16 protein-coding genes are annotated in these 16,490 nt (G+C 55.1%); 2 read left to right on the top strand and 14 right to left on the bottom strand.

Annotated elements, in window-relative coordinates:
• Positions 1 to 4: 4 nt before the first annotated feature.
• From odhB to dnaB, 7 genes are all read right to left on the bottom strand, one after another.
• Positions 5 to 1,174 (bottom strand): 2-oxoglutarate dehydrogenase complex dihydrolipoyllysine-residue succinyltransferase, encoded by a 1,170-nt coding sequence (gene odhB / locus AC07UY_RS15560; RefSeq protein ID WP_494701507.1) that lies wholly within the window; start codon positions 1,172 to 1,174, stop codon positions 5 to 7.
• A 23-nt stretch (positions 1,175 to 1,197) separates the two neighbouring features.
• Positions 1,198 to 3,942 carry a 2-oxoglutarate dehydrogenase E1 component gene (locus AC07UY_RS15555; RefSeq protein WP_494660383.1) on the bottom strand — a complete coding sequence of 915 codons (2,745 nt, stop codon included), beginning with the start codon at positions 3,940 to 3,942 and terminating at the stop codon, positions 1,198 to 1,200.
• A gap of 200 nt (positions 3,943 to 4,142) precedes the next feature.
• The gene (gene tyrB, locus AC07UY_RS15550) at positions 4,143 to 5,336 is read right to left on the bottom strand and encodes an aromatic amino acid transaminase (RefSeq protein ID WP_494701506.1); all 1,194 of its coding nucleotides are present in this window, start codon (positions 5,334 to 5,336) and stop codon (positions 4,143 to 4,145) included.
• A gap of 75 nt (positions 5,337 to 5,411) precedes the next feature.
• Positions 5,412 to 6,422, bottom strand: coding sequence for an AAA family ATPase (locus AC07UY_RS15545; protein ID WP_494701540.1), 1,011 nt, complete (start codon positions 6,420 to 6,422; stop codon positions 5,412 to 5,414).
• Positions 6,419 to 6,976, bottom strand: coding sequence for a nicotinamide riboside transporter PnuC (gene pnuC, locus AC07UY_RS15540; protein ID WP_494701505.1), 558 nt, complete (start codon positions 6,974 to 6,976; stop codon positions 6,419 to 6,421). Before pnuC ends, AC07UY_RS15545 begins: the two co-directional genes overlap by 4 nt.
• A 22-nt stretch (positions 6,977 to 6,998) precedes the next feature.
• Positions 6,999 to 8,078, bottom strand: a complete 1,080-nt coding sequence (gene alr / locus AC07UY_RS15535) for an alanine racemase (RefSeq protein WP_494701504.1) — start codon at positions 8,076 to 8,078, stop codon at positions 6,999 to 7,001.
• 146 nt (positions 8,079 to 8,224) lie between these two features.
• A complete protein-coding gene (gene dnaB / locus AC07UY_RS15530; RefSeq protein ID WP_192613774.1) occupies positions 8,225 to 9,640 on the bottom strand; it encodes a replicative DNA helicase in 1,416 nt (471 codons plus the stop codon).
• 81 nt (positions 9,641 to 9,721) lie between these two features.
• On the opposite strand from dnaB, the gene AC07UY_RS15525 reads away from it, so the two are divergent.
• Positions 9,722 to 10,705 carry a quinone oxidoreductase gene (locus tag AC07UY_RS15525; protein ID WP_203359293.1) on the top strand — a complete coding sequence of 328 codons (984 nt, stop codon included), beginning with the start codon at positions 9,722 to 9,724 and terminating at the stop codon, positions 10,703 to 10,705.
• A gap of 174 nt (positions 10,706 to 10,879) precedes the next feature.
• On the opposite strand, the gene pspG is transcribed toward AC07UY_RS15525, so the two are convergent.
• From pspG to AC07UY_RS15510, 3 genes are all read right to left on the bottom strand, one after another.
• Positions 10,880 to 11,122 (bottom strand): envelope stress response protein PspG, encoded by a 243-nt coding sequence (pspG, locus tag AC07UY_RS15520; RefSeq protein ID WP_494701503.1) that lies wholly within the window; start codon positions 11,120 to 11,122, stop codon positions 10,880 to 10,882.
• Between the two features lie 133 nt (positions 11,123 to 11,255).
• Positions 11,256 to 12,251, bottom strand: coding sequence for a tRNA dihydrouridine(20/20a) synthase DusA (gene dusA, locus AC07UY_RS15515; protein ID WP_494701502.1), 996 nt, complete (start codon positions 12,249 to 12,251; stop codon positions 11,256 to 11,258).
• A 151-nt stretch (positions 12,252 to 12,402) separates the two neighbouring features.
• Positions 12,403 to 12,891 (bottom strand): cupin domain-containing protein, encoded by a 489-nt coding sequence (locus AC07UY_RS15510; protein WP_203359296.1) that lies wholly within the window; start codon positions 12,889 to 12,891, stop codon positions 12,403 to 12,405.
• Positions 12,892 to 13,005: 114 nt separating this feature from the next.
• Here AC07UY_RS15510 and zur point away from each other — a divergent pair, with 114 nt between their 5' ends.
• On the top strand, positions 13,006 to 13,521 hold the full coding sequence (zur, locus tag AC07UY_RS15505) for a zinc uptake transcriptional repressor Zur (RefSeq protein WP_494701501.1): 516 nt from the start codon (positions 13,006 to 13,008) through the stop codon (positions 13,519 to 13,521).
• 66 nt (positions 13,522 to 13,587) lie between these two features.
• Here zur and AC07UY_RS15500 read toward each other — a convergent pair whose 3' ends face one another.
• From AC07UY_RS15500 to AC07UY_RS15485, 4 genes are all read right to left on the bottom strand, one after another.
• Positions 13,588 to 13,797, bottom strand: a complete 210-nt coding sequence (locus tag AC07UY_RS15500) for a CsbD family protein (RefSeq protein WP_192614421.1) — start codon at positions 13,795 to 13,797, stop codon at positions 13,588 to 13,590.
• Positions 13,798 to 13,927: 130 nt separating this feature from the next.
• On the bottom strand, positions 13,928 to 15,253 hold the full coding sequence (gene dinF, locus AC07UY_RS15495; RefSeq protein WP_494701500.1) for an MATE family efflux transporter DinF: 1,326 nt from the start codon (positions 15,251 to 15,253) through the stop codon (positions 13,928 to 13,930).
• A gap of 67 nt (positions 15,254 to 15,320) precedes the next feature.
• Entirely contained in the window at positions 15,321 to 15,929 is a 609-nt protein-coding gene (lexA, locus tag AC07UY_RS15490; protein ID WP_162381749.1) for a transcriptional repressor LexA, read from the bottom strand.
• A gap of 109 nt (positions 15,930 to 16,038) precedes the next feature.
• Positions 16,039 to 16,407 carry a diacylglycerol kinase gene (locus tag AC07UY_RS15485; protein ID WP_203359298.1) on the bottom strand — a complete coding sequence of 123 codons (369 nt, stop codon included), beginning with the start codon at positions 16,405 to 16,407 and terminating at the stop codon, positions 16,039 to 16,041.
• Positions 16,408 to 16,490: the final 83 nt, after the last annotated feature.

Genomic DNA, 16,490 nt, shown 5'->3' with positions numbered 1-16,490 from the left:
CTCCTTACAGATCCAGCAACAGTTGTTCTGGCGCTTCCAGCAGTTCACGGATCGCCACCAGCGTTTGCACCGCTTCTTGTCCATCGATAATGCGATGGTCATAGCTGAGGGCGAGGTACATCATCGGGCGAATCACGACCTGACCGTTTTCGGCAACCGGACGCGGGGTAATGGCGTGCATCCCGAGAATGGCCGATTGCGGCGGGTTGATAATCGGCGTGGACATCATGGAGCCAAACGTGCCGCCGTTAGTGATGGAGAACGAGCCGCCCTGCAACGCTTCCAGCGGCAGTTTTCCTGCACGCGCCAGCGCGGCGTAATCGGCGATTTGCCGTTCGATATCGACAAGAGAAAGGGTTTGCGCATTGCGCAGCACCGGCACCACCAGCCCACGGTTGCTGCTGACCGCAATCCCGATGTCGCAGTAGTCGCGCCAGACAATGTCATTGCCCTCAACGCTGGCATTGACGATTGGAAAACGCTCAAGCGCGCGGGTGACGGCTTTCACGAAGAACGACATAAAGCCCAACTTCACGCCGTGTTTTTCGGCAAAGCGGTCTTTCCAGCGGGCGCGCAAATCCATCACGTTCTGCATATTCACTTCGTTGAACGTGGTCAGAATGGCGTTATCCCGTTGCGAGGCCAGCAGACGTTCGGCAATACGCGCGCGCAAACGTGACATGGGTTCGCGACGTTCCTCGCGAGAACCGGCGGGGGCGACAGGACGCGGGCTAGCTGGTGCCATCGTCGGTGCTGGCGCTGGCGCCGGTGCTGGAGCGGCAGACTGCGCATGCTGCAGCACATCTTCTTTCAGGATGCGGCCCTGACGTCCGCTCCCGGCAACCTGTGCAAGATCCACATTGCTGCGCTGGGCTTCAAGACGCGCAGCCGGCATGGCGGTCGGTTCCACCTCTGCGATGACCACTTCAGCAGCAGCGGCCTGCGGCTCCAGATAAGCCAACAGTTGAGAAGAGCCCACCTCATTGCCTTCCTCGACCAGAATGCGCGTTAATACGCCATCCTGCGGCGCAGGGATTTCGAGGATCACTTTGTCCGTTTCCAGCTCTGCGACGACTTCATCACGGCGCACGAAATCGCCTTCTTTTTTACACCACGTCGTCAACGTGCCTTCCGACACAGACTCCGGTAATTGAGGGACAGTAATTTCAATCATCAGATATTTTCCTTGTTATTTTTTTATGGCTGGATGTGCGCAAACGCATCCGCAAGAAAATCGTCAATTTGTTGTTTATGAACGCGGCCATAACCCGTTGCCGGTGCAGCGGCGGCCGGACGCCCCGCGTAATGCCAGAACGGTTTATCCAGTGCCAACGCCGTCAGTTCATGGTGAATTTGCCGCCACGCGCCCTGATTCTCCGGTTCTTCCTGTAGCCAGACCCAGCGTGAACACTGCGGCCATTGCGCTAGGGCGGCGTTAAGCTCGTCGGTTGGGAACGGATAGAGCTGTTCTACGCGCACGATTGCCACGCACTCATCAAGACCGCGCTGTTTGCGGGCTTCCAGAGCGTCGTAATAGACCTGACCACTGCACAGAATGACCTGCTTAACCTGCGACGAATCGCGCGGGAAGGTGTCGGTAATGACCGGTTGGAAACTCCCTGAACTCAACGCGGAAAGCTCACTCATCGCACCTTTAAATCGAAGTAAGCGCTTACTCATAAATACCACCAGCGGTTTGCGCATTGGGCGTAACGCTTGCCCGCGCAGCAGGTGGAACATTTGCGCTGAATCCCCTGGCATCACTACGTGCATGTTTTGTTCTGCACAGAGTTGCAGCCAGCGCTCAGGACGGCCCGAAGAGTGCTCCGGCCCCTGTCCGTCGTAGCCGTGCGGCAACAGAATGGTTAACCCGCTGTAGCGTCCCCATTTGGTTTCGCCTGAGCAGATAAACTGGTCGATGGCGACCTGTGCGCCATTGGCGAAATCGCCAAACTGCGCTTCCCAAATCACCAGTTGCTGCGGTGCGGAGGTGGAATAACCGTATTCCCAGGCCAGCAGTGCCTCTTCGTTCAATACGGAGTCAAAGACCTCGAAAGGTGCCTGCCCCTCGCGGATATGCTGTAACGGCAGGTAGCGACCCGCTTGCGTCTGGTCATGCACCACGGCATGGCGATGGCTGAACGTGCCGCGCCCAGAATCTTCACCGGACAACCGCACGCCGATGCCCTGATCGACCAGCGAGGCATAAGCCAGGGTTTCTGCCATCCCCCAGTCCACCGGTTGGGTTCCTGCCGTCATCTCTTTGCGCAAAGCAAGCTGGCGTTTGATGGTGGGATGGGCGACAACGTCGTGTGGCAGTGTGGTGAGAAGGTCGCCGTAACGGGCCAGTTCTTCACCCGACAGGGCGGTTTCCGGCTGCGCGCTCCACTGCGGGTTGCTTAGACCCTCCCAGTTAGCGCTGAACGGATGCGTGGCATCCGGCACCGGCAGCGGATCGCGTTTCTGGCAGGCATCCAGCCAGTCGCGATAGGCACTGACTTTTTCATCCTGCTGGGCGGGGGTCAGAACACCACGGCGGGAAAGCATCTCACCGTAGCGGGTTCGCGTTCCCGGATGACTGTCTACCGCCTGGTACATCTGCGGTTGCGTCAGACGAGGTTCATCACTTTCGTTATGACCGTGCTTACGGAAACAGACCAGATCGATGACGATGTCGCGGTGGAAGGTATTTCGCCAGTCACAGGCCAGCTCAATCGCCTGACAAACGGCGTCGACATCATCGCTGTTAACGTGGATCACCGGTGCCGCCACCATTTTGGCGATATCCGTACAGTAGCGTGAGGAACGCATGTCCTGTAAACGGGCGGTGGTAAATCCGACCTGATTGTTGACAACCAGATGAACGGTGCCGCCGGTACCGTAGCCTGTGGTTTGCGACAGGTTAAAAGTGGTCTGGTTTACGCCCAGCCCGCCGAGCGCGGAATCGCCATGAATCAATACGCCCATGACGCAATCCTGACCATTTTCGCCACGCCGATTCTGCCGCGCCCGTACCTGCCCAAGCACCACCGGGTTAACAATTTCCAGGTGCGACGGGTTGTAGGCCAATGCAATGTGCAGCAATCCCGCCGGCGTCTGCATATTGGTGGAATACCCCATATGGTATTTCACATCGCCAGAACCGGTGCCAATCGTCTGTTTTCCTTCGAATTCCGCAAACAGTTGCGCCGGATCTTTACCCAGTAAATTGATCAGTACGTTCAGACGCCCGCGATGCGCCATACCGATAACCAGCTCATCAACGCCCTGCTCACGTACACGTTTCGCCAGCGTAATCAGCGCCGGGATTGCGCTTTCCCCGCCTTCCAGCGAGAAGCGTTTTTGACCGACGTAACGGGTATGCAGATAGCGTTCAAGCGTTTCTGCGGCCACCAGATTATCGAATCGCTCCAGGCAGGTTTGCGCATCCGCCTGTGGCGCATTGCTGCGCTCAATACGCGCCAACAGCCAGGTAATTTCGTCACGATTATCCAGATGCGCCAGTTCATATGCGCGACTTCCCGCCCATGCCTGTTCCTGCATGGAGATAATCTGCTTAAGCGGCATCTGGGTACTGTGTTCGCCAAAGGTGACGTTAAATTCCTGGCGTAAATCGTCCTCCGTTAAGCCCCAAAATGCGGGTGTCAGTTGCGGCACGTCGGGGAGTTCCACCAATGACAGCGGATCCAGCTTCGCTCTGAGGTGTCCGAAATGTCGCCAGGCATGAATCAACTGCGTTACCGCAGCCTGTTTTTTTAATGCCGGGCCAGACGCCATTACCGCTGAACAGGTTTCAGTGGAAGACAATTCCTGAGAAATAAAAAAACGCCGCCAGTCTTCCGGGAGCTGTTCGGGTGAGTGCAACCAGGTCTGGTAATACTCTTCAAGCCAGGTCGCATTGTCTCCATTGAGCAGCGTTCCGGGTGAGGTCATGTTCTCCATGTTGTTCTCCTGAGGGTCGTAGACTGCTGTTGTATTGCAGTATTCGTACCAACATGGAAAAACATTATTAATCAATACATTAATGATAATGAGAGGTGAGAAAGTGAGTGGAAACAGGAACAGTCATGCGAGGGGTGGCTGGAGTTAGAAACACCGGGAGAAAAAGAGGCTGGCCAGACGCCAGCCTCACAGGCAGGAGATTACATTACTGCGGCAAACGCCTTCGCGACACGCTGAACGTTATTGGCATTAAGACCGGCAACGCACATGCGTCCGCTGGCGATCAGGTAGACACCAAACTCATCACGCAGGCGATCCACCTGAAGCGCGCTGAGGCCGGTATAGCTGAACATACCGCGCTGTTGCAGCAGGTAGTCAAAGTTACGCCCCGGGATCTCGGTACTCAGAACCTTCACCAGCTCCTGACGCATTGCCAGAATACGGGTTCGCATCGCTTCCACTTCCGCCAGCCAGCTGGCTTTAAGCGCATCATCACCCAATACGGCAGCAACCACCTGCGCGCCAAAATTCGGCGGGCTGGAGTAATTGCGACGTACCGTGGCTTTGAGTTGACCCAGCACGCGAGTAGCAGCGTCAGCGTCTTCACACACCACGGAAAGACCGCCGACACGCTCGCCATACAGAGAGAAAATCTTCGAGAAGGAGTTACTGACCAGTGCGGGCAGCCCGGCGCTGGCGATCTCGCGAATGGCGTACACATCATCGTCCATGCCCGCGCCAAAGCCCTGATAGGCGATGTCGAGGAACGGGATCAGATCGCGGGCTTTCAGTATCTCAATGACCGCATCCCACTGCGCGTGGGTTAAATCTGCGCCGGTTGGGTTATGGCAGCATGGATGCAGCAATACAATGCTACGCGCCGGTAAGGTATCGAGTGTCGCCAGCAGGTCGTTGAAACGAACGCCGTTAGTCGCCTTGTCATACCAGGGGTAAGTACTTACTTCGAACCCGGCACCTTCAAAAATCGCAATGTGGTTTTCCCACGTCGGATCGCTGACCCATACGGCAGAGTCGGGAAAATAACGTTTCAGGAAATCAGCGCCCACTTTCAGCGCGCCTGACCCGCCCAGCGTCTGAATGGTCGCGACACGCTGCTGCGCAAGCACGGGATGGTCAGCGCCGAACAACAGCGGGGCAATGGTGTGACGGTAGGTATTCAGACCTTCCATCGGCAGATACAGCGAAGCGCCATGCGGCTGGGCATTGAGACGGGCTTCCGCTTCAGCAACCGCCTTCAGCTGCGGGATAATCCCTTCTTCGTTGTAGTACAGACCAATACTGAGGTTCACTTTGTCGCGACGCGCATCTTCTTTGAAGCGCTCCATGAGCGAAAGAATCGGGTCGCCTGCGTAGGCGTCAACTTTTTGAAACACGCGAAGGTTCTCCAGGTTTACAGGCAGGGGGTAAAGACACAATAGACCGGAAGTGAGAGAAGATCGAGAGGATGTTTAGGCGAACATCGCCAGATGCTGGCGGATCTGCGCGATACGTTCCGACAGCGAGCCATACACACGTAAAAAGGGGATCCCTCTGCGCGACAACTCAGCTTCGTACCACGCCTGCTGCCGTGTCCGAAAATTCACACCCTGGCGAGTGCCATCCTGCACAAACGGAAATTCATCCCCGCAAAGGATCACCAATGAATACGCCCGTTCTGCCAGGTCATACAGTTCCTGTGGCGCAATGCCAAACTGATCAAGCGTATAAAACAGCGTGGTTAACGGCGAAGTGTCGCAGACAAGATATCGATTCGGATGCGCCAGTTCCTCCCGGCGAACCTGTTCACGGGCGATATGCAGTAAGTCCTCATATTCCAGCAACCCGCGCTTTTCTTCCCAATATTCACGACCAAACTCTGCAATAAACTCCGTATCGAGCGCCGCCGCCAGCGCTTTTGAGAGCGTACTTTTGCCCGTAGATTCCCCACCCAGCAGGCAGAGACGAAAAACAAAGCTGCGATAAACATCAGCCGCCAGCAGGGTACGGTAACGGTGGACATCAGAGCGGATCAGCGTTCCGGAAGGCGCATCTGGCCCCACAGGGCGCTGCAGACGAACATGCGTCACTTGCTGCCCGAAACGCTGACTCAGCACGGCGGCAAACCCGTCGCCATACGCTTCTGCGGTAAAGACGGCCTGCGGCTGACAACACAAAACCTGCTGGCAGAGCGTCGCAACGTAATGGCGATGAACATCAGCCTCAGCATCATTATGTGGAACAGGAGCCAGCCCCTGGCGGGAGACAACCTCCGGCGAGAGCACCAGCGCTTCGCATTGGGGAAAACGCTGATGAAGCCACCGCCGCCGTTTTTCCGGCTCGCAGCCCGGCATTTCAGGCACCGAGTAGCTGATGATGAAGACCTTGTCACACTGCGCCAGCGCGGCGTTAATGAGTCGCTCATGACCCGAATGCAACGGGGCGAATTTGCCCACCACCAGTCCGCTGGAGAAAGGTTTCACGGTGTACGGATCGCCTTTCGCCACTGATACAGACCATGCCAGGCATTGAACCAGAACACCAGATATAAGCCTGCGGTCAGATTAAGCCCGCGCGCTGCGTACAAGGGCACCGCCAGCGTATTGACCGCCAGCCAGACGTACCAGTTTTCGATACGCCGCCCCATCAACATAAATTGCGCCAGAACGCTGAAGGTGAGAATGAGCGAGTCCAGCCAGGGGGCCCACGCATTCGTGAACGTATGCAGCAGAAACCCGTAACCGCCCGCAACCAGAACGGCGCAGGCCAACAGCATTAAAAAGTGTCCCGAGCGGGTACGGCGAATCGGCAGAACATCGCCATGATGACCTTTCAGCCAGTGTATCCAGCCAGTGATACTGGTCGCAATGAAGAAGAGTTGCAGCGTGACGTCGGCGTACAGCTGTACGGACCAAAATACCCAGCCGTACAGCGCGCTGCCAATAATCCCAATCCACCACGTATGCACACTATTTCTGGCCGCCAGTCCGACGGAAACAGCGTAAGCCAGGCACGCGGCGATTTCAGACGGTGACATTGTCCCTCCCTGGAACGGTTCGTTAGTCGATGTACTTCATCGCCACCCTTGAGGTCAGGCGCGTGATAAGTTCGTAAGCACTTACTTTTGTCATTTCAGCGATGTGTTCAACCGGCAATCCTTCACCCCATAAGATGACCGGATCGCCCGCTTTATCCTGTGCCTCTGGCCCCAGGTCAACGCAGATCATATCCATCGCCACGCGGCCCACAATCGGGACTTCGCGACCGTTGACCAATACCGGCGTTCCGGAAGGCGCGACTCGCGGGTAGCCATCGCCGTACCCCATCGCCACCACGCCCAGACGCGTGTCGCGTTCACTTCGCCAGGTTCCGCCGTAACCGACCGGCTCGCCCGCTTTATGCTCGCGTACGGCAATCAGGCTGGAGGTCAGCGACATCACCGGCTGGCATCCAAAATCGGCGCCCGTGGACTGGTTTTCCAGCGGCGAAACGCCGTAGAGGATGATCCCTGGACGCGCCCAGTCAAAGTGAGACTGCGGCCACAGCAGAATGCCGCCAGAGGCCGCAATGGAACGCTGACCCGGCTTACCTTCACAGAAGGTGTTAAAAATATCGAGCTGCTGCTCGGTCGCGCCGCATTCCGGTTCGTCTGCACGGGCAAAATGGCTGACGATGTTCACCGGCTGGCGCACGTTTTTACACTGCGTCAGGCGTTGATAAAATGCTTCGGCCTGTTCGGGAAGGACACCAAGACGGTGCATGCCGGTGTCGAGTTTCATCCACACGGTCACCGGTTCATCCAGCGTTGCTGACTCTAATGCAACGAGTTGTTCCTGATTATGCACGGCGGTATGCAGATGCTGCGCGGAGATGGTCGGCAGATCGGCGGCGTCAAAAAAGCCTTCGAGTAACAGGATGGGTTGCGTGATCCCTCCTGCACGCAGTCGCAGGGCTTCTTCGAGACGCGCGACGCCAAAGGCGTCGGCGTCGGGGAGCGTCCGCGCGGTCTCTAACAGACCGTGTCCGTAAGCGTTCGCTTTCACGACCGCAACCAGTTTGCTGGCAGGTGCCAGTTCACGCAGTCGTTGCAGGTTGTGTCGCAGAGCGCGGCGGTTAATCACAACAGTTGCCGCTTGCATTTCAAATCCTTATAAAAAGAATCGCCTAAATCGTTCGCGTGGCAGGACGGCGACAAGCCCAGGAATTCCCGGGAGCTTAGATAACTCAGTAACCGGGGATTCTCGGGCGTAGTCAACGCATCTGCGGCGTGAAGGATAACGGAGATTTATTCGTCGTCGTACTGCGGCCCCGCATAATTATCAAAACGCGACCACTGACCGTTAAATGTCAGACGTACCGTACCAATGGGGCCGTTACGTTGTTTACCAATAATAATTTCTGCGATGCCTTTTAAGTCGCTGTTTTCGTGATAAACCTCGTCACGGTAGATAAACATGATCAAATCCGCATCCTGCTCAATGGAGCCAGATTCACGCAAATCGGAGTTAACCGGGCGTTTATCGGCACGTTGTTCCAGTGAACGGTTAAGCTGTGACAGCGCCACGACCGGAACATGAAGTTCTTTCGCTAACGCTTTGAGCGATCGGGAGATTTCGGCGATCTCCAGTGTACGGTTGTCGGAGAGTGACGGCACGCGCATCAGCTGAAGGTAGTCGATCATGATAAGCCCGATACCGCCGTGTTCGCGGGCGATACGGCGCGCGCGGGAGCGCACTTCCGTCGGCGTCAGGCCAGAGGAGTCATCAATATAAATATTGCGCTTTTCAAGCAAAATCCCCATGGTGCCGGAGATCCGCGCCCAGTCTTCATCGTCCAGTTGCCCGGTACGAATTTTGGTCTGATCCACGCGTGAAAGCGACGCCAGAGAACGCATCATAATCTGTTCTGAGGGCATCTCAAGAGAGAAGATAAGCACCGGCTTATCCTGCAACATCGCGGCGTTTTCGACGAGGTTCATCGCAAATGTTGTTTTCCCCATCGACGGACGCGCCGCAACGATGATCAGATCCGACGGCTGCAAACCCGCCGTCTTTTTATTAAGATCGTCATAACCGGTATTCACACCGGTGACACCATCGTGCGGCTGCTGGAACAACTGTTCGATACGCGCAACGGTGGCATCCAGCACATCGGCGATGTTTTTCGGGCCTTCGTCTTTATTGGCGCGGCTTTCGGCGATTTTAAAGACGCGTGATTCCGCCAAATCGAGCAGATCTTCGCTGGAGCGCCCTTGCGGATCAAAACCCGCATCCGCAATTTCATGGGCAACAGAAATCATGTCGCGAACGACAGCGCGTTCGCGGACGATATCAGCATACGCGCTGATGTTCGCCGCACTTGGCGTATTTTTGGATAGCTCCGCCAGGTAAGCAAAACCGCCGACGCTGTCCAGTTGCCCCTGTACTTCCAGCGATTCCGCCAGGGTGATCAGGTCGATAGGCTTGCCCATCTCCTGCAAGCGGTGCATTTCGGTAAAGATGTGACGGTGCGGGCGGGTGTAAAAGTCTTCTGCCACCACGCGCTCAGCCACATCATCCCAGCGTTCGTTATCCAGCATTAAACCGCCCAACACCGACTGCTCCGCTTCAATCGAGTGCGGCGGCACTTTCAGCCCGGCAACCTGTGGATCGCGGTCACGAGCTTCAGTCTGTTGTTTGTTGAAGGGTTTGTTTCCTGCCATAGTGAATGGAGTTACCGAGATAAAGAGTGGGTCGAAAGATTACCATATAAGTAGACCCTAACGATACGTTCTGGAGGAAGCATGGCAACACGAATTGAATTTCACAAGCATGGTGGCCCTGACGTACTAAAGGTGGTGGACTTTATGCCCGCAGACCCGGCAGAGAACGAAATCCAGGTCGAAAATAAAGCCATTGGCATTAACTACATTGATACCTATATTCGTAGTGGTCTGTACCCGCCCCCGTCATTACCCAGTGGATTAGGCACAGAAGCGGCGGGGATTGTCAGTAAAGTCGGCAGCAACGTCAAACACCTCAAAGCAGGCGACCGCGTCGTTTATGCCCAGTCAGCGCTCGGAGCCTACAGTTCTGTGCACAATGTCCCTGCCGATAAAGCCGCCATTTTACCGAACGCTATCTCTTTCGAGCAGGCGGCGGCCTCTTTCCTCAAAGGCTTAACCGTCTTTTATCTGCTGCGCAAAACCTATGAAATCAAACCCGATGAGCCTTTTTTATTTCATGCTGCCGCAGGCGGCGTAGGGCTGATTGCCTGTCAGTGGGCGAAAGCGCTGGGCGCTAAACTTATCGGTACGGTTGGCAACGCGCAAAAAGCGCAACGGGCTTTGCAGGCGGGAGCCTGGCAGGTGATCAACTACCGTGAAGAAAACATTGTCGATCGGGTCAAAGAGATCACCGGCGGCAAAAAAGTGCAGGTCGTTTACGACTCAGTTGGCAAAGATACATGGGAAGCTTCGCTGGATTGTCTGCAACGTCGTGGACTGATGGTCAGTTTTGGCAACGCGTCAGGACCGGTCACCGGTGTGAACTTAGGTATCCTGAATCAGAAAGGCTCGCTGTATACGACCCGCCCTTCTCTGCAAGGGTATATCACCAATCGTGATGAACTCACTGAGGCCAGTAATGAACTGTTCTCGCTGATTGCCAGCGGCGTTATTAAGGTCGATGTGGCAGAGGATCAGAAGTATGCGCTGAAAGATGCACAGCGCGCGCATCAGGCGCTGGAGAGCAGAACGACGCAGGGTTCGAGCCTGCTAATTCCATAATGGTGTAGAAAGAAATTGGGCTTCCACATGGGAAGCCCTTTCTTTTTTTAGTTCGGCTGTATGTAGGGTACAGCTCGATGAATTCGTTAGACGCGCAATAGTGACAGATTTGATAATCAATTCCTAATGGGTTCTAAGAGCAAAGTTTCAGGTTGTGACCCATCCCTCACATCTTTAGTAACGCCAACGGTTATTGCGCTGATATTGTGGGATTTTCGGTGCTTTTATCGCCTTAATGACCCACACTACCGCAATGGCCAGTAACAGCCAGGGCAGCAGTTTAAACATCAGCGTAAACAGTCCCCCCAAAAACATCACCACCGTCGCCACGACCAACGCGGCGAGAACGCCCAACAGGGAAACCCCCGTCGCCATCAACATGATGAAAAATCCAATGACAAACAGTAGTTCCAGCATGATGCTCTCCCCTAATGAAAACTGCACAGATCATTACAAGAAACATGCCAAAAAGTAACACGTTGATTTTAAATAAAAACGCCCCGCAACATTGTGCAGGGCGTGGTGAATTTGACCAGGTTTTAGTGAAAAATTAACGCTTATCCGCCACTAGCTTCAGCGCGTGCTCCAGCACGTTGATATCGGCACCGGCTTTATGGGCATTTTCGCTCAGGTAGCGACGCCACTGACGCGCACCGGGAATGCCCTGGAACAGACCCAGCATGTGACGGGTGATATGGCCCAGGTAGGTGCCGTTACTGAGTTCGTGTTCAATGTACGGGTACATCGCACGCACCACCGCCACCGGATCGGCATCGGCCGTCGTCGCACCAAAAATCTCACGGTCGACAGAAGCCAGAATACCCGGATTTTGGTAGGCTTCGCGCCCGACCATCACGCCGTCCATGTGCTGCAGATGCGCTTTCGCATCCTCCAGCGATTTAATGCCGCCGTTGATCGACATCGTCAGATGCGGAAAATCACGCTTCAATTGGTAGACACGCGGGTAATCCAGCGACGGGATCTCCCGGTTTTCTTTCGGGCTAAGGCCAGAAAGCCAGGCTTTGCGCGCGTGGATGATAAACATCTCGCACTCGCCTTGACCTGCAACCGTCGTGATGAAATCGCAGAGAAATTCGTAGCTGTCCTGATCGTCAATGCCGATACGGGTTTTGACCGTCACCGGAATCGACACCACATCACGCATAGCCTTCACGCAGTCCGCCACCAGTTGCGCATTGCCCATCAGACAGGCGCCGAACATGCCGTTTTGTACGCGGTCGGAAGGACAACCCACGTTGAGATTGATTTCATCATAACCGCGCTCTTGTGCCAGCTTCGCACACTGCGCCAGAGCCGCAGGGTCGCTACCGCCCAGTTGCAGCGCGATCGGATGCTCTTCGTCGCTGTACGCCAGATAATCGCCCTTGCCATGAATGATCGCACCGGTCGTGACCATTTCGGTATAGAGCAGCGTCTGGCGGGAGAGCAAGCGCAAGAAATAGCGGCAATGTCTGTCCGTCCAGTCGAGCATCGGCGCGATAGAAAAACGATGGGCAGGAAAAACGGGGGACGAAGTTTCTGGCATGGCGATTAATTAAGCATTCTGAAAAAGGGGCGCTACTATAGCATAAAGCAAAACCAGAGAGGCAAGACCGCACGCAGATGGCTGCATTGCGTGTGAGCCGGGCCGACGGCGCAGACCGTCCCAGCCCGATGCTCAACGACGAAGAACGGTACTATTTTCGCCCTGGTTTTCCGTCGTGCGGGCCAAAAAACTGCGGCGGATGGTCAACCCAGCGGTCTTCTCGTGTGGCGGCATACACCGGATTAATCGGGTAATAGATGCGATTGTGTTTTTTATTCGCCTCCCCGACGACAAGCAGGCGAACCTCTGCGCTGGTGTTATTGATAAAGGTGTGACACACCCCGGTTCCCGCCGGAAAACCAACGCTGTCTCCGGGTTCTAATTTCCACAGATAGCCGTTTATCCAGACTTCGGGATAACCTTCCAGCACATAAATGAACTCCTCTTCGTCGCTTTCCGCATGCGGATAGGAGGTACGGCGACCCGGCGGGAGGCGTTCATGGTGAATGCCAAGCCGACGCAGTCCGAGCGTTCGCGCCAGCGGCGCGCCGATGGAAAATAGCTCATCGCTATCAGGATAGGTAGAGTCATCAGCGCCTTCTGCGTCGCGCCAGTGACGAATGCAATCAGGTCTTTTCATTTTGGTTTTCCAGTGTGCAATGGGTCAGGTATAGCACACGGTGGGGGATCTCGGTGTTTTAAGAAGAACATGATAAAGTAAGGGATTAACGTTTCACGTACTCCGGGGTGCCAAATGGAAAAGACCACAACACAAGACCTATTGGCGCAAGCTGAGAAAATCTGTGCGCAGCGCAATGTGCGACTCACTCCTCAGCGCCTCGAAGTGTTGCGTTTGATGAGCCTGCAACAAGGGGCCATCAGCGCCTATGACCTGTTGGATCTGCTACGTGAAACAGAGCCGCAGGCCAAGCCGCCTACGGTGTATCGTGCGCTTGATTTTTTGCTCGAGCAAGGCTTTGTGCACAAGGTCGAATCCACCAATAGCTATGTGCTCTGCCATCTGTTCGATCAGCCAACCCACAGTTCAGCCATGTTCATTTGTGACCGGTGCGGCGTGGTAAAAGAAGAAAGCGCCGAGGGCGTGGAAGATATTATGCATACGCTGGCGGCAAAAATGGGTTTTGCCCTGCGTCATAACGTAATTGAAGCACACGGATTATGCCCGGCGTGCGTCGAAGTTGAAGCGTGTCGCCATCCAGAAGAGTGCCAGCACGATCATTCGATTCTGGTGAAGAAAAAACCGCGTTAAGCGGGTTGGGCGGCAAAACCGCCCAATGGACTGTACATCCTTGTACTTTCGGGTCACCGCGGCTGATTACCAGCGGTATTTATTACGCGTTTCCCAGTCGCTCACTTCCTTTTCCGCCTTGTCTCTGGCGTAACCGTAACGTTCCTGGACCTTACCGACCAACTGGTCGCGCTTACCTTCAATGACCGTCATATCATCATCGGTCAGCTTGCCCCATTGCTCTTTCACTTTCCCTTTGAACTGTTTCCAGTTACCGCTGACTTCGTCTTTATTCATCATCGAGTCCTCATGATTAGTGGTGATTAGCGATATTGCTTCGCCCAAATACACTACGTTTTCTGCTGGACGTGAGATTAATTGTAGTCAGTGATCCCATGTTCATTTTGATATTCGGAACTTTTAACCATCACGCTCGGGCAAACCAGGTTCCATGCCGCCAGTGACGTCGCCAGATCCAGGCCAACGAGAGTCCACGAAGCGCCAGAAAAACGGCTAACGCCAGCCACAGCCCATGATTACCGAGCCAGGGCAACGCACACAGCGTGAGGGCAAATCCCAGCGCCGCAACGGCCATACTGTTGCGCATTTCCGCCGCACGCGTCGCCCCGATAAACATGCCATCCAGCAAATAACACCAGACACCGATTAACGGCAACACCACCTGCCAGATAAGGTAGCGATCGGCCAAAAGTTGAATTTGCGGCAACGATGTTAGCAACGCGATGATCTGCTCGCCCGCCAGGGCATAAACGAGGGCAAACAGCAGCGCCACAATCCCTGACTGCCGACATGCAGCACGCCAGACATCCAGCAACTGGCTGCCGTCACGTGCGCCATACGCCTGCCCGGAATGCGCTTCGACAGCATAAGCAAATCCATCAAGGGCATAGGCGGTAAAGGTCAGCAGGGTCATCAGAACAGCGTTCACCGCAATGATGTCGCTGCCCAGTCGCGCCCCGAGAACCGTGATCGCACCAAAGCACAGTTGCAACAGCAACGAACGCAGCATGATATCCCGGTTAAGTGCCAGCAAACGGCGGAAATTCCCCCGCCAGGCCTGTTTCAGCATCGTGGATGACACGCCGCGCAGTGTAAGCACTTTGCGCACCATCATCAGCCCAAGCAACAACGTGGCATATTCTGCAATCACCGTCGCCAGCGCTGCGCCCTGCACGTTCATATGCAAACCCATCACCAGCCACAGATCGAGCACAATATTGAGAACGTTGCCGACAACCAGCAGGATCACCGGTGCGCGGGCATACTGAACGCCCAGCAGCCAGCCCAGCAGCACCAGGTTCGCCAGCGATGCCGGAGCGCTCAGCCAGCGGATCTCCAGAAAACGTCGCGCCTGCACCAACACCGCTTCATTTCCACCGACGATATGCAATGCAAGATCGATGACTGGCGTGCGGAACAACGCGATCAAAGCTCCCGCCCCCAACGCCAGAATCAGTGGCTGCACCAGCGCGCGTGCCAGCGCCTGGGGATTTTTGGCACCAAACGCCTGAGCCGTCAGCCCGGTGGTGCTCATGCGTAAGAAAAGCAACAGCATGAAGAGAAAGCTGGTTGCCGTTGCGCCCACGGCAACACCGCCCAGATAAACAGGGCTGTCCAGATGCCCGATGACCGCAGTATCCACCAGTCCCAGCAAAGGAACGGTGATATTGGAGAAAATCATCGGTAACGCGAGACGCCAGAGTGCTTTGTCGGAAGAGGTAAAGAAAGGCATGCAGGAAAGCCTGAGAAGGAGTTAAAACAAACAGTGGCGCGAGATGCGCCACTGTATCAAAACAATATTACAACCACTCACCGTTACGGATGACGCCGACTGCCAGCCCTTCAATCGTGAAGTTTTGCTCGCGCAGGTCAACCACAATCGGTTTGAATTCACTATTTTCTGGCAGAAGTTCGATTTTATTGCCCTGTTTTTTCAGGCGCTTAACCGTGACTTCATCGTCGATACGCGCCACCACGACCTGGCCGTTACGCACGTCCTGGGTTTTGTGTACCGCCAGCAAATCACCGTCCATAATCCCAATATCTTTCATCGACATACCGCTGACGCGCAGCAGGAAATCGGCATTAGGTTTAAACAGCGACGGGTCGACCTGATAGTGGCCTTCAATATGCTGCTGTGCCAGAAGGGGTTCCCCTGCCGCCACGCGACCTACTAAAGGCAGACCCTCTTCTTCTTCCACCAGCAGGCGGATACCGCGAGAGGCACCGGAGACAATTTCAATGACCCCTTTACGTGCCAGCGCTTTCAGGTGTTCTTCAGCCGCATTTGGGGAACGGAACCCCAAACGCTGCGCGATCTCCGCACGCGTCGGTGGCATACCTGTCTGGCTGATGTGATCCCGAATAAGATCGAACACCTCTTGCTGCCTGGCCGTTAACGCTTTCATTCCGCCCCCTGGGTGTATATACAGTTATGCTGTGAGTATATACAGTTAAAGGCGATTTTGGAACCACAAGCGGCACAAAAAACAAGAGATTTATCGGATTATGGAAGCCTTATCTAAAATGCGACCACAGCAGGATTCCCCAGGTGATCATCGCGACAAAGATCGACAGCAATACTGCCGCTGACCCCATATCTTTCGCCCGCCCGGAAAGCTCATGGTGTTCAGAGCCAACACGGTCAACCACCGCCTCAATCGCGCTGTTGAGGATTTCCACTATCATCACCAGCATGACAGAACCAATCAACAAAACACGCGTGATGGCATCCACATCCAGCCAGCAGGCAATCGCCACGCCCAACAGCACAGCAACACTTTCCTGACGAAATGCCGCTTCATGAATCCATGCAGCACGAAAACCTTTCCAGGAATAACCAGCAGCTTTAATAATTCGGGTGAGTCCAGTGGTATTATTAGCCATCAAAAGAACCTTTTTGCATTATCAGCGTCAATGACATTATATCGTTAACCCACAAAATTCGGGTTACAGCGGCGCGAAGTATG

This window comes from Citrobacter sp. GW821-FHT02E08 (assembly GCF_059421685.1).
This window is presented reverse-complemented; position numbering and strand designations above follow the sequence as displayed.

Bases quoted from the DNA above. Each gene is read 5' to 3' on its own strand.
- AC07UY_RS15500 (WP_192614421.1), bottom strand. From the start codon at position 13,797: ATGAATAAAGACGAAGTCAGCGGTAACTGGAAACAGTTCAAAGGGAAA.
- alr (WP_494701504.1), bottom strand. From the start codon at position 8,078: ATGCAAGCGGCAACTGTTGTGATTAACCGCCGCGCTCTGCGACACAAC.
- AC07UY_RS15485 (WP_203359298.1), bottom strand. From the start codon at position 16,407: ATGGCTAATAATACCACTGGACTCACCCGAATTATTAAAGCTGCTGGT.
- pspG (WP_494701503.1), bottom strand. From the start codon at position 11,122: ATGCTGGAACTACTGTTTGTCATTGGATTTTTCATCATGTTGATGGCG.
- AC07UY_RS15555 (WP_494660383.1), bottom strand. From the start codon at position 3,942: ATGGAGAACATGACCTCACCCGGAACGCTGCTCAATGGAGACAATGCG.
- lexA (WP_162381749.1), bottom strand. From the start codon at position 15,929: ATGAAAGCGTTAACGGCCAGGCAGCAAGAGGTGTTCGATCTTATTCGG.
- pnuC (WP_494701505.1), bottom strand. From the start codon at position 6,976: ATGTCACCGTCTGAAATCGCCGCGTGCCTGGCTTACGCTGTTTCCGTC.
- dusA (WP_494701502.1), bottom strand. From the start codon at position 12,251: ATGCCAGAAACTTCGTCCCCCGTTTTTCCTGCCCATCGTTTTTCTATC.
- zur (WP_494701501.1), top strand. From the start codon at position 13,006: ATGGAAAAGACCACAACACAAGACCTATTGGCGCAAGCTGAGAAAATC.
- odhB (WP_494701507.1), bottom strand. From the start codon at position 1,174: ATGATTGAAATTACTGTCCCTCAATTACCGGAGTCTGTGTCGGAAGGC.
- AC07UY_RS15525 (WP_203359293.1), top strand. From the start codon at position 9,722: ATGGCAACACGAATTGAATTTCACAAGCATGGTGGCCCTGACGTACTA.
- AC07UY_RS15510 (WP_203359296.1), bottom strand. From the start codon at position 12,891: ATGAAAAGACCTGATTGCATTCGTCACTGGCGCGACGCAGAAGGCGCT.
- dnaB (WP_192613774.1), bottom strand. From the start codon at position 9,640: ATGGCAGGAAACAAACCCTTCAACAAACAACAGACTGAAGCTCGTGAC.
- dinF (WP_494701500.1), bottom strand. From the start codon at position 15,253: ATGCCTTTCTTTACCTCTTCCGACAAAGCACTCTGGCGTCTCGCGTTA.